11 protein-coding genes are annotated in these 12,694 nt (G+C 60.9%); 5 read left to right on the forward strand and 6 right to left on the reverse strand.

The annotated features are described in order from the left end of the window. Window positions 1-258: 258 nt before the first annotated feature. Window positions 259-795 (forward strand): Lrp/AsnC family transcriptional regulator, encoded by a 537-nt coding sequence (locus AC1MFI_RS13750; RefSeq protein WP_479820885.1) that lies wholly within the window; start codon window positions 259-261, stop codon window positions 793-795. Between the two features lie 273 nt (window positions 796-1,068). On the opposite strand, the gene AC1MFI_RS13755 is transcribed toward AC1MFI_RS13750, so the two are convergent. Next, a complete protein-coding gene (locus tag AC1MFI_RS13755; protein ID WP_479817570.1) occupies window positions 1,069-1,437 on the reverse strand; it encodes a cupin domain-containing protein in 369 nt (122 codons plus the stop codon). A gap of 922 nt (window positions 1,438-2,359) precedes the next feature. Between AC1MFI_RS13755 and AC1MFI_RS13760 the strand changes: the two genes are divergently transcribed. Together AC1MFI_RS13760 and AC1MFI_RS13765 are read left to right on the forward strand one after the other, a co-directional pair. After that, a complete protein-coding gene (locus tag AC1MFI_RS13760; RefSeq protein WP_479817572.1) occupies window positions 2,360-2,833 on the forward strand; it encodes a GreA/GreB family elongation factor in 474 nt (157 codons plus the stop codon). 67 nt (window positions 2,834-2,900) lie between these two features. Further along, window positions 2,901-3,329, forward strand: coding sequence for a DUF488 family protein (locus AC1MFI_RS13765; RefSeq protein ID WP_479817574.1), 429 nt, complete (start codon window positions 2,901-2,903; stop codon window positions 3,327-3,329). 185 nt (window positions 3,330-3,514) lie between these two features. Here AC1MFI_RS13765 and AC1MFI_RS13770 read toward each other — a convergent pair whose 3' ends face one another. Together AC1MFI_RS13770 and AC1MFI_RS13775 are read right to left on the reverse strand one after the other, a co-directional pair. Continuing rightward, window positions 3,515-4,357 (reverse strand): universal stress protein, encoded by an 843-nt coding sequence (locus tag AC1MFI_RS13770; protein WP_479817576.1) that lies wholly within the window; start codon window positions 4,355-4,357, stop codon window positions 3,515-3,517. Between the two features lie 140 nt (window positions 4,358-4,497). Beyond that, window positions 4,498-7,095, reverse strand: coding sequence for a cation-translocating P-type ATPase (locus tag AC1MFI_RS13775; RefSeq protein WP_479817578.1), 2,598 nt, complete (start codon window positions 7,093-7,095; stop codon window positions 4,498-4,500). Here AC1MFI_RS13775 and AC1MFI_RS13780 point away from each other — a divergent pair. Then, window positions 7,094-8,268 (forward strand): IS3 family transposase gene (locus AC1MFI_RS13780; protein ID WP_479817579.1). Its coding sequence is split into 2 segments (ribosomal slippage): window positions 7,094-7,367 and window positions 7,367-8,268, totalling 1,176 coding nucleotides; the frame shifts between segments, so codons are not numbered across the junction. The two genes, AC1MFI_RS13775 and AC1MFI_RS13780, sit on opposite strands and share 2 nt — an antisense overlap. A 48-nt stretch (window positions 8,269-8,316) precedes the next feature. Here the strand turns inward: AC1MFI_RS13780 and AC1MFI_RS13785 are convergent. The 3 genes from AC1MFI_RS13785 to AC1MFI_RS13795 form a co-directional block, all read right to left on the reverse strand. Then, window positions 8,317-9,141, reverse strand: coding sequence for a hypothetical protein (locus AC1MFI_RS13785; RefSeq protein ID WP_479817580.1), 825 nt, complete (start codon window positions 9,139-9,141; stop codon window positions 8,317-8,319). Between the two features lie 105 nt (window positions 9,142-9,246). Next, window positions 9,247-9,714: a putative glycolipid-binding domain-containing protein gene (locus AC1MFI_RS13790; RefSeq protein ID WP_479817581.1), complete on the reverse strand. Its 468-nt coding sequence runs from the start codon at window positions 9,712-9,714 to the stop codon at window positions 9,247-9,249. 251 nt (window positions 9,715-9,965) lie between these two features. Then, window positions 9,966-10,388, reverse strand: coding sequence for a GNAT family N-acetyltransferase (locus tag AC1MFI_RS13795; protein WP_479817582.1), 423 nt, complete (start codon window positions 10,386-10,388; stop codon window positions 9,966-9,968). Between the two features lie 322 nt (window positions 10,389-10,710). On the opposite strand from AC1MFI_RS13795, the gene AC1MFI_RS13800 reads away from it, so the two are divergent. Continuing rightward, the gene (locus AC1MFI_RS13800) at window positions 10,711-12,684 is read left to right on the forward strand and encodes an SIR2 family protein (protein WP_479817584.1); all 1,974 of its coding nucleotides are present in this window, start codon (window positions 10,711-10,713) and stop codon (window positions 12,682-12,684) included. Window positions 12,685-12,694: the final 10 nt, after the last annotated feature.

A 12,694-nucleotide genomic window follows, 5' to 3' on the forward strand; every position in this document is an offset into this window, starting at 1 on the left:
ACCGCGCAGGGGTGACGCAGCGGACGGAGGGTGACTCGTCGTAAGAGCACGCTTCCAGCAACCGAGGGGGAGGTGTGCCCCTCGAATGCTTCCTGAAACCCAGGAAGGAGCCGTACTCTTCCGGGCGTTCTGTCACCTATCAAGCCGGAACATCAATTGTCTGTGCAACAGTAGAGACAAGTAGTGGTCAACCTGACCATCTCAAAGCCGGTTAGACCACCAGAGCTGGTCAACCTGACTGCGAAAAAAGGACACCCCATGGCTGTCGACAAAACAGACCGCCCGATCAGGGACGCCATCGACCGTGCTGTCCTCGAGGCGCTGGACGCTGATCCCAGAATGACGATCCTCGCGATCGCCCATCGCACAGGACTGGCCCGCGGAACGGTTCAAGCCCGCCTCGAACGATACGAGCGCCTGGGAGTGCTCAGGGCCAACAGCGTCCGAATTGATCCAGCAGCCCTCGGCATGGGCATCTCCGCCCACGTAGCGGCCGAACTCGACCAACACAGGATCGACATCGCAGTAGACGGGTTACGGGCTATCCCGGAAATCATCGAATGCCTCGCGCCGGCGGGAGAAACAGATCTTCTCTGCCGGGTCGTCGCACGAGACCCCGATGACCTGTACCGGGTATCAGAGGAGATACGACTCTGCCCCGGAATACTCCGAACCAGAACAAGCATGTTTCTTCGTCAGCCCATTCCCTACCGGATGAGCCCACTACTAGCCACTCTCACCACGAATCCCGCTCCCGCCACTGTTCCCAGGGCTGGTCCTGCCCTTCCAGGCTGAATCCGCAGTCAAGCGCAATCTCAACCACATGCTCATTGTTAAGAGCGACCAATACGTTGATCGGTTGAGGCCTCCACCCGCTGAGCACCCGTGGCTTCTGCTACACCACAGCTTGGGTAGGAGTACAGAAGGAGCTAGGCGAGGAAGCCTCGCTAGTGTTCTGTGGAGTCGAAGCAGGTTCTGCCACTCGTCCCAACATGTTGCGTGGAATGCCCCACACGGTGGTCCCAGGATCTTCATCCGGTACGAGGCACATGCAGCCCGCGACAATGATCAGGTACTGCTTGTAGTGATCCTGGTCGGTCCTGCACTGTGACTGTCGCCAACCTGGCTCGTGACTGTTGTCAGCAGGAACACGGAATCCTCCAATGCTTCGACTCCGTGGCGCATATGGGTCAGCACCACGATGTCGCCTGCAACCACCTCGGACTGCTCCTGACCGGTTACCCGCACCCTCCCATGCAGAACGTACATGCTCGCGGCCGGTGGGGAATTGTGGTCGGCGAGAACCTCGCCGACCTTCATCGCAATGACCGACTGACGCAGAGGTCCGTCGTGGACGACGATCGCGGCCGATCGACCCTTATCTGCCGCTGTCGCTTCCTGCAAAGCTTTCGCTGCAGCCGTCTCAAGATTGGGCATCACACCTCCTGCAATTCCTCGTGTGCGTGGATGTTACATGACCAAATGACCCGCAAGGACTTCACGGCTCTGGGCGTTCTCGGAGGATCCGAGCATCATGTAATTCCAGATACTGACCAACAGAGCCGAACATTAAGGTGAGGAAAATGCATCCGACGACATAGTTCAGGAAAAATAAAGATCCACTAAAAACGAAATCGAAGCGCGCAAAAACGGCAAGCATCCAAACCACCAAGAGCGTCATCGTGACAATTACTCTCACGAATTGTTTATTCTCGTCCCGGTGGGTCGCTGACCTTCTTGCTCTTGTGCAATCTGATGAGGGCATGGGTCACCCCGTCGTTTCATGAGGAGGGTAGCGATACTTCCATCATTCTTCCCTCGACTGGTGCTTCGAGAGGAGGAGGGGAGATGAATTGTGTGCCGGGGAGTAGGGTGCTGGCACGAAGGTTCGTGCCAGCACCCTACTCTTCGATCATCTCTTCACCTGAGCGAGTCCCGCACGACGACGGCAAAGATTGTTGTGCGGGCAGGGGTAGGGGTTTCGGCACCGCCGAAACCGCCGGCACCTGATGCTACCGCTGGTTCTTACGGGGCTTCGCGAACAGCGTGTCGCTGGAGCTGGCCTTCATCTTCTTATCAGCCCGCTTTTCCAGGATCGACTTCCCTGGTTTTTTTGCGCCCACACTTCTGGGGGATTTTCCGGACACCGAGATCACCACCTTTCTGCCTCGGTACTCAAAACCATACGCGCTTCTATTTTTTAAGCCAGTCCGACAGGTTCGGCGGGTGCGCGCGGCGTACTGTCAGGGGGAATTGCTAAAAAAAATTTAAGGGCTAGGATTGTGATTTATACCTTCTAGCCGTTTGTTCCGATCGTTCCCGTTCGTGGGAGCGGTCTTCTGTGTTTGAGGAGTGGAAAATGCTGTACCCCGTTGAGAACGTCACTTGGCTCACCCCGGACGCCCACGCGCGCCTGCAGAAGGAACTCAACGAGCTCCTCGACACCCGCGGGACCCAGCAGGAGGTCGTGGAGCGGGAGACCACCGAAACCCGGATCCGGCAACTCCTGGCGACCCTCAAGAACGTGCGCCTTCACGAGCCGGCCGATGACGGCGTCGTGGAGCCCGGCATGATCGTCGAGGCGAGTATCGACGGGCGCCCGGAGACCTTCCTCATGGGAAGCAGGGAGATGTTCGCGGATCAGGACCTGCAGGTCTTCAGTGAGCGCAGCCCCCTCGGCGTCGCCATCCACGGGCTGAAAGCCGGGGATGCATCGTCCTACCGTGCACCAACCGGCCGGGACATCACGGTGTCCATCATCTCCGCCAAGCCCTACCCGGGGACAGGCCAGTTACCCACCATCAAGCCCGAGACGACTCACGCAGCAAGTTGATGAGCAGGACGGCGGCACGATGGAGGGCTCACACAGAATCATCGGTCTAGGTCACGGGCGCCGGAGCATGGATAGCTTCACCCAGCTCCTGCGCTCTCTCGACGCCTCAGTTCTTATCGACGTCCGGACCTACCCAGATTTGCCCGCGCGCCCTGACTTCGCGCCCTCGGTTCTCGGACCCGCTCTCATCCTTCAGGGCATCCGTTATCGCCGGATTGAGGTCCTCAGCGGAGCAAGGGAGCATGAATGCCTCACCGTCGAACACCTCCTGCAGGGAACGAGTGATCGAGGCTTCGAACGGCACATGCAATCGAAGCCTTTCCAGGCAGGTCTTGCCGCAGTCATCCGCGAAGCCGGACATGGGCGAGTAGCTCTCATGTGCGCCGAACGGCGATGTCGATGTCATCGCCGTCTGATCGAACAGGCACTGGCTGCCCACGGTATCCCCGTAGCAGGACCACATGACGTCGAACCCTTCCACTCAACCGCAGCATGACACTCGGCGTCAGGTCAGGCGTCGTACGTTGGCGTCAGGTCTTTGGCTTGAAATGATCCTGCAGAGCGGTGGCGCTGACCGTTGTCGTCATACCGGCACCCCAGAGGAAACCTTGCTAGTAGTACGACGCCGGCTTCTTCGAATCCCAACGGCTGCTGTGCGTGATGCGACCTGGTGCTGGTGGCTCAGCGCACGACGAGGACGTTTCCATGTGCATGATGCAAGACGGCATGCACCGTGGAACCGAGCCGGGTAGTGAGCGTATTGCCCCCCTTGGCCCCAAGAACGACAGCGGACGCGGTATCCGTACGTTCTACGATCTCGCCTGGCGTCGATCTGGCCACCACCACTTCCTTCACAACCGTAAGCTCGGGGTCGGTTGAGACCAGGTCGACGGCTTGCTGAAGGACGGAATCTTGTGCTTCATCAGCTGGACCATGGCCGACCTGATCGTTATGTGACCGCACGTGCAGGATGTGAAGGGACTGCTTCAACGATCGCGCCAGGGCCGCTGCTTCCAGCACGGCACGATCACTCTCGGGCGATCCGTCGACGGCGACGAGGATTTTGTCGTGAGCAGACTGTTCCTCTCGCACAACCATGACGGGGCAGGAGGCAGTGGAGGCGAGGTACAAGCTCACAGATCCCACGAGCAGTCCCGCGAACCCACTCAAACCTCGGGTACCCGTAACGAGCATCGATGCCTCTGTCGACAGGTCGGTCAGGGTCTTGGCGGGGAAACCGGTGAGGAGGCGCTGCGTGGTCCTGATCAGTGGTGCGACCTGCTTGGCGACGCTGACGCCTTCAGCGAGCACTCTTTCGGCTTCGTGCTGCAGACCGCTGTCCTTAATTCCTTCGACGGGGTCTAGGTTGTCTGTCAGCAACGGCCAGACCGAGCAATGCACAACAGACAGTGGTGCCCCTGTTACGGAGGCATACCGGGCGGCCCAGCGGACCGCCTGCTGCGCTCCCTCCGAACCGTCGTAACCGACGATGATGGGCTGCGTGGGGGTATGAGTGGTGGTCATGAGCTACTCCTTTGTCGCCATAGCGACGAAATTGGTGGGACTGGTGAGGGGTGGGTCGGTGGTAGTGACCTGAGAGGATGAGTGAACCAGGGAGTGCCCGTTGCCGCTGGTGATGGGTGCGCTTGATCTGGGTGCCGGTATCAGGCTGCAGCTTTGGCGGAGCGTGATCCTTGGTGAAAGGTCCGCCGGCGGACGAGGAACTTGCGGATCTCCTCGACCCAGAGGACGGATGAGGCGATGAGTACGGCCGTCAGCCACTGTGCGGAGGTCAGCGCCGTGGTGTCGAACAGGTTCTGGAGCAGGTCGACGTTAATAACGCTGATGTGGATGATGATGACCGCGATGATGGAAATCCAGATGCCCCTGTTGGAGAAGGTGCTCGAGGTGAAGACCGAGCGCTGCTCGGAGCGCACGTTGAGGATGTTGAAGATCTGGAAGAACACGAAGGTCGTGAAGGCCAGCGACGTCGTGATGAGCGGGTTCTGGGCGGCTTCGGGGTACCACTGTGGTGTGCTGATGAGTACGGTCAGGGTCCCGGCGGCCATGATGAGCCCGAGGAACAGGATGCGTGCGAGACGGTTCCGGGTGAGCAGTGGTTCTCTGACGGGCCTGGGGTTGTCCTTCATGATGCCCGGTTCGACGGGGTCTACGCCGAGGGCCAGGGCGGGGGGTCCGTCCATGATGAGGTTGACGAGGAGGATCTGCAGGGCGGTGAAGGGTGCTCCGCCGGCGATGCCGAAGACGCTGGATGCCAGGAAGATCAGTACGAAGCCCCATGCGGTGGTGAGTTGGAACTTCACGAACTTGATGATGTTCGCGTAGATTCCGCGACCTTCCTCGACTGCGGCGACGATCGTGGAGAAATTGTCGTCGGTGAGGATCATCTGCGCTGCGCCTTTGGACACGTCGGTGCCCGTGATGCCCATGGCGATACCGATGTCGGCTTGTTTCAGGGCTGGCGCGTCGTTGACGCCGTCTCCGGTCATGGCGACGACGGCTCCTCCGTCCTGCAGTGCCCGGACGAAGCGGGTTTTGTGCTCGGGGGAGACCCTGGCAAGGACACCGTATTCGCCGGCGTGGTCGATCAGCTGCTGGTCGTCCATGGTGTTCAGGGAGCGGCCCTCGGCTGTGGTGCCTGGTATTCCGAGTGTCTGGGCGATGGCGCGGGCGGTGACCTCGCCGTCTCCGGTGATCATGTGGATGGTGATGCCTGCGTCCCGGGCGGTCGCGATCGCGTCGGCGACTTCGCGTCGGGCTGGATCGAGGATGCCGACGACGGCGTACAGGGTCAGTCCGGCGAGTGAGTTCCTCAGCTCATCGGGGTCTTCGGGTAGGGCGGTATCGATGCGGCGCCCGGCCAGCATCAAGGTGCGAAGACCTTCCACGGCGAGCTCATCGATCAGGCGTTTGAGGCGGGCATGGTCCTCATCGGTCAGAGGGTGGATCCCCTCGTCGTCGAGGTAGGAGTCCAACCGCTTGGACAGGACATCCGGGGCGCCTTTGGCGAAGCACCGGAACCGTGCGGGGGAGCTGTCACCTGCAGCGAAGCTCTGTTCATGGAACGTGGCCATGAACTTGTAGTCCGAGTCGAAAGGAATCTCGGCCAGACGGGGGTGGGATCGGCGGGTACCGCCGACATCCACTCCGCCCTTCTCCGCCAGGACGACAAGCGCAGCTTGGGTCGGATCCCCGGTAATCACCCCATCGGATACGGTGGCGTCGCTGCACAACGCCATCGCCAGGTACGTGTCGATCGGTACGGCCGCGGTGCGGCCATCACTGCTCAGGATGGCGCCGCTGGTTGAGTATCCTTCACCGCTGACTGTGAGGCGGCGACCGCCGACGACGAACTGTCGGACCGTCATCTGGTTGAGAGTGAGGGTCCCGGTCTTGTCAGTGGCGATATGGGAGGTACTTCCGAGGGTTTCCACCGCGGCCAGCCGACGCACGATCGCTCCACGTCGTGCCAGTCGTGAGGCACCCATGGCCAGTGTGAAGGCGACGACCGCGGTCAGGCCCTCAGGGATGGTCGCAACAGCCAGGGAAACCGCTGTTGTCAGCAGCTCGGCCAAAGGCTGACCGCGGACCAGCCCGAGGACGAAGACGACGGTCACGACGACCAGCGCGACGATCGTCAGCATGTTGGCGAGCTGGTCCGTGCGCACCTGCAGGGGCGTCTTCTCCACGCCGGCCGTTCCCAACTGGGTCGCGACCGCACCGATCTGCGTCGACATGCCCGTGTCGGTCACCACGATGACCGCGCGGCCGCGCGTCACCTCAGTGCTCATGTAGGCCATGTTCGTCCGGTCAGCGGCAGGCAGGTCCTCGTCATCCAGTCGCTCGGCTGTCTTCTCCACCGGTTGTGACTCGCCTGTCAGCGACGCCTCCGCTGCCTGGAATCGCACCGCTTCAATGATGCGCCCATCAGCGGGAACCGCGTCCCCGGCCTCGAGCAGAACAATGTCCCCAGGCACGATGTCTGTACTGGGAATCTCCTGCTGCTCGCCGTTGCGTCGTACCAGCGACGTTGTCGTACTGGAACTGCGAAGCACTTCAAGACTGTTTTCTGCCCGGTTCTCCTGTATGGAGTTCAATGTCGTGTTCAACACGATGACCAGCAGGATCACGACCGGTGTCTCCCACTCGCGAGACACGACAGCGCTGACGATGGGACTGCTGAAGGTTCGGTTTCCATCTAGCCTGTGAGGATTCTGTCCTCCTGGAAGGATGGCCATCATGGCAAAGCCGTATCCGGAAGAGTTTCGTCGCGACGTCGTGTCCGTCGCGCGGAAGCACGAAGCCCCGCTGGCTCCGATCGCGAAGGATTTCGGGATCAGCGAGGGCACCCTGAATAACTGGTTGAAACGCGCGGACGTGGAGGACGGGGTCCGGCCAGGAGCGACGCAGGCCGACGCGGCCGAGCTCCGCGAACTGAAGAAACGTAACCGCCTGCTGGAGCAGGAGAACGAGATCCTGCGTCGGGCGGCGGCGTTTTTCGCCCGTGAGTTGCCCCCAAAATGACGTACCCGCTGGTCCACGATCTTGCCGCTGACGGTATCCCCGTCGCGGTGGCCTGTCGGGTTCTGGGTTTCTCGACCCAGGCGTTCAATAAGTGGCGCCGTGACCCGGTCTCGCAGCGGGACTGGGAGGATGCGCACCTGACGAACCTCGCCCACGACATCCACCGCGACGACCCGACGTTCGGCTACCGGTTCGTCGCCGACGAGATCGCTGACCACGGCGTCAGAGCCTCCGAACGGCGGGTCTGGAGGATCTGCTCCCAGCAGCGCCTGTGGTCCCTGCACGCGAAGAAACGCGGACTCACCCGGAAAGCTGGGCCTCCCGTGCACGATGATCTCGTGCTCCGCCGGTTCCGGGCTGATCGTCCGAACCAGCTCTGGCTCACGGACATCACGGAACATCGCACCGACACCGGCAAGCTTTACCTCTGCGCGATCAAAGACGTGCATTCCAAGCGCATCGTCGGATACTCCATGGATGGTCGGATGACCTCGGCTCTTGCCGTGTCCGCGGTGCGCAACGCGATCCGGCTCCGCGGACCGGTCGATACAATTCTGCATTCAGATCGAGGGTCGCAATTTCGATCGAAGGCCTTCGTGCAGACGCTCAGGAGCAACGGGTTGACCGGGTCGATGGGGCGAGTCGGGGCCTGTGGCGATAACGCCGCAATGGAGTCGTTCTTTGCGCTCCTGCAAAAGAACGTCCTCGACCGGCAGCGGTGGGCGACAAAGGAGGACCTGAGACTGGCCATCATGACCTGGATCGAGCGGACCTATCACCGCAAACGTCGGCAGCGGGCACTCGGCCGGATGACCCCGGTCGAATTCGAGATACTAGGACAAGCCGCCCCTACAGCGGCCCAAAACCAGCAACACGCAACTGGAAACTAAACCTTCAGCAGTCCCAAATAACGGTCCGCAACTCGTGGCAGCGGTGGGCTAGCGGGAGATGCGAGCTGCATGCGGTTCGAGGGGTGAAAGCTTTGAGGGCAGGTGGTACCGCTCATGGAAACGCACGACGGCTTCTGTGTAGAGCCAACTCAGATCGTGGAGAGCCCGGCCTAGGTCACCGGTGGTGTACCCATCACCGCTAGGGGACGCTCTGGCGAGCTTTTCGATATGCCAAATGTTGACGTGACTCACGGAACTGTATTGCCACCACAGACGTAGGACTCGGTAACGAAAGTCCTGAATGTCCGTCTGTGGACAAGCTGCGTCATCACACGAGCAGTCGCCGTAAGCGACAAGGTCATCGAGCACATCCCTGATGATCTTCGATTCTTGGATGACCTGCGGTCGAGGTTGTTGTGAATCATCGTTCGGTGTTTCAAGGCCGAGGAGCTTTAGTTCCCGCGAGGCTGCGTACTCGAGGGAGGATCTATCCGCGTGGTACAGGTGCCCAAACCGAGCTTCGCGCGACTTCCGCTTGTTCGGTTGAAGGATAAAGAGCGCCTTCACAGTGGCTAACAGTGCGGAGCGGAGCAAGTTCTCGACAGGGATCGCCCCGTATGGCTCCTTGAGTAGAAACACTGCGGCCTGATGACACTTCGTGGCCGACTTCAAGCTTCGGGTCACTGAGAAGTAGTACAGGTTGGCCCCAGCTTCATTGAGCACTTCACCCACGTTTGTCCCGAACTCCGATGCCGCCCACCGCGGGTCATCCTCGCCTTTGCTCAGCTGGGCGTACCCCCACTCTAGGCGGGACATCGCAAGAACGAACCACATGAGGTCCGGGTCTAACTCACCTGCGGTGGGTGTATCCATGTATCCAACCGTAAAACCCAAGTGCCGGAAAGTGCGCAGTAGTGGGCGGAACCTAGCTGATCGCGGGACGTGTTGCGGTTGGTGCACCCCAAAGATGGGTGGGTGTTACCTGGGGAGGTGTAGCCGTTGTGCGAGGCCCGGGTAGTCGATCACGATGCCGTTACCGTCAATGACCAGTTTGGACTTAAAGCCACCATCTGCGCTGGCGTACCGGACTATTCCTGGGGCTGTTACGGGGTCGGAGGTATAGACCTGATCACTTTGGACGACCCGCAGCGAGGGGACCTCGACCCAGGCCATGATCAGCTGTGTTGAAGGTGTAGCTTTTTCCATCAGTCGTAGGCGTCGGATGGGCATGGTGTTGGTGACCGGGCATAACCCGAGATCACAGTCGAGAGCGCCCTGGAGCGTTGTCGGGTCCGCGAGCCCGGGAGGCGGGAGGTCTGGAGTGCCTGAACTAGTCGTGGTGGTGTCCCAGCGGCCGTCCGTGGCGCGCTCAAGCAGAAGGGACCGACTCCACCGCTGGCCCCGCCGGGATCCATTGACCTGGACAAGGAGGGACCGGTGATCCACCCCTCGCCGACGTCGAGGTACCAGGAGCTTGCGTAGGACGGCGTGAGCGAGGTTCCGTGGGCGCTCATGCTGTCACTAGCTAGGGAAACCGTGGCGAGGTCGAGGCGCTCGGGGTCGTCCGTTCCGCGCCAGGCAAACATGGGGGAGTCCATGACCTCAGCATGTCCTCCGGTACGGCATACGGCAATTCCACCTCCGCTCGTTTCACTGGTCCGGATCCGCGAGTGGGCATACGCTGGCGAGCCCTTCACTTAACCGTTGAGTAGGTGCATGCCTGTCCGGGTCGGCGATACATCGACGAAGCCGCGGGATTCGTAGAGGCCCCGGCCGGGCGGGTCTGCGGTCAGGGTTACGTAGGCACCTCGGGGTGCCCGGGAGCGGATGTCGTCCAGAAGGGCATCGAGGATAGCGCCACCGCTGCCTCGGCCCTGGTGGTCGGGCAGTGTTGCCATGTCCGCGATGAGGAAGTACCACCCACCGTCACCGATGACGCGGCCCATGCCTACGACCTCACCGATCGGGCTGAGAACGTGATGGAACGACCACGCCCCCGCGACTGCCAGGCGTCCTTGTTCCGGGGTCTTCACCGACAATCCGCATTCCTGCCGTAGACGCAGGTAGTCCTCCACCGCCGGCGGGTCAGTGAGCAGTCGGTAATCAGGGGAGAGCGCCATAAGGCTATTCTCCCGCGTCCAAGCAGTACCCATGGCACTCCGCACCTACACGCTCACCCTCCGCGAGGAGGCATCAGGGTGGAGTTGACAGCTGGTTCTGCTTGCCCCTGAGGTGTGGCGCTGGGGTACACCCCAACACCACAGCGCAGATCGGCTCAGATTGCGTAGCTTTAGGGTTCAGCCGCGGCTTTTGCGACAAGGACGGTTGAGGGTCTAGACATCATGCAACGCCAAGCCGGCCGTGGCTGTGTAGGGGAGCCCTTGCCCGTGCGCGGCCTCATCCCTCTCCAAACCTGCAACAAGTCACCGATAGCGTGTATCCATGATGAACAGCCAGGTAGACGCTGATGACCTACTCACCGTCGCCTTCTCGCTCTATGCAAATCCTGGCGCTTACGCGCTACTGCTAGGAGCTGGAGTATCAGCACCTAGCGGTATTCCGACAGCGTGGGGGGTACTCGAGGACCTCGTCACACGAGTTGCAGACGTGGAGGGGGCAACGCCCGATGACGCCATCGCCTGGTACACCGAAAAGTTCGATGAGTTCCCCACCTACGAAGGAATTTTGGAGCGCATCGCACCGACGCAGGTGGAACGACAGCGTCTCCTGCGAAACTACTTTGAGCAGAGCCCGGAAGACGTTGAAACCGGGCGGAAGACTCCCACCGCGGCTCACCGATCGATCGCGCGCTTGGTGCGATCGGGTGCGGTGAGGGTCATCGTGACGTTGAACTTTGATCACCTCATCGAGCGTGCGCTACGGGATGAGGGTATCGAGCCGACGATTGTGGCCAGTCCATCCGATGTGCAGGGGATGGCGCCCCTGCACACATTGGACTGCTGCGTCATCCACCTACACGGGGACTACGTTAATCCGACGTCAATGTTGAACACAGTGACGGAGTTAGCGGCATACCACCCTAGGACGTCCAAGCTATTGCAGATGGTTTTGGAGAACTACGGTCTGATCCTCGCCGGCTGGTCCTCTACATACGATCCGGCGCTACGCAATGCGATTGCTGCCCACTACCCGAATCGGTTCACCCTGACATGGTTCGAGCCCGGCCGAGTCTCCGAAGAGGCAGAGAATTTGCGCGTCCTGAAGAAGGGTGTCCTCGTCTCCGGAGATGCGGACACAGGGTTTGGTCGAATGGCAGATGGCGTCGACGCCCTTGCTAGTCGTCGGGCCCGCCACCCCTTGACCGTCCCCGTCGCGGTGGAAACAGCAAAGCGTGAACTGGCGGGGCGGACAGTCGCCATCGGCCTGCACGACACACTCCGACGCGAGTTTGTAGCCTTGCATCAACTACCCGAGTTCAACCTTGCAACCCATCAAGGAGGTGAGGACTACCAGGCGATGCTGGCCCGCATAGAAGAGGCCACCCGGCTGACCGGGGCGCTTGTGGCGACACTTACGTACTGGGGTGACAGTGACACCGACAACTGGTGGATCGACGAGCTGCCACGGTTCGCTACTCCGGTAGACGGCAGCGGGCTTGTCAAACTACTCTCCCTACGCGTGGTCTCGGGCAGCATCCTCTTCTACGCAGCCGGCGTCGCCGCTGTCGCCGCGCAACGCTTTGATCTCCTCAACCGCCTGTTCGCCCTGCAGCGGCCCAACCGGTACAACGGCGGATATGATCCACTTGCTATCAGCCTCGATGCTGAAAGTGGCTACGAAAACGCCCACAATTCGCGCACTCGGGTCTTTGACACCGTCACCCCTCTCCTCTCAGAAGCACTTTCACTTGGTTCTGAAGCCCTCAACGACTCCTGGCAGCTCTTCGAAATCCTGCGTCTAGCATGGGTAACCCACCGCAATCCACAATTCGCCCAGCTGCTCCTGAGCTACACCGAAATGGACGAAACATACCAGGACGCGAACGCCTCGCTCGAACGTGCGGGCCAAAACGATGGTGCAGCGCAGGAAGCTCGAGCGAGTGCTTGGCAGAACCGTGACCGGGTACTCGGCATCCTGGGTCGGCTCGCACCGACAAGAAGACCCCACGTCTTGACCACGGATCTAAGGATGGATGAGCGGTACCAGAGCGTCACTGCCACCCGCCTAATCTACGATCTGAAAGCAGAAGGTGCCGCCCACCCCTTGATAGCCAGCGGTTTCACGACAGATCCGAAAAGCTTCGCGGTTGCAGTTGCCGGCGTAAACGCAAGACTAGGGGCAGTGGGAAGCGAACTTTCCTGGGGCAGAGGAAGTGGGTTCATACCCTCCCAGATGTGGCTGGATACCGGGAAAACGCCCGAAGAACTGGCAGCAGAACTTAGACAGACGCCCTAATTCAGGCCGC

Source organism: Arthrobacter sp. BC5, from assembly GCF_056680255.1.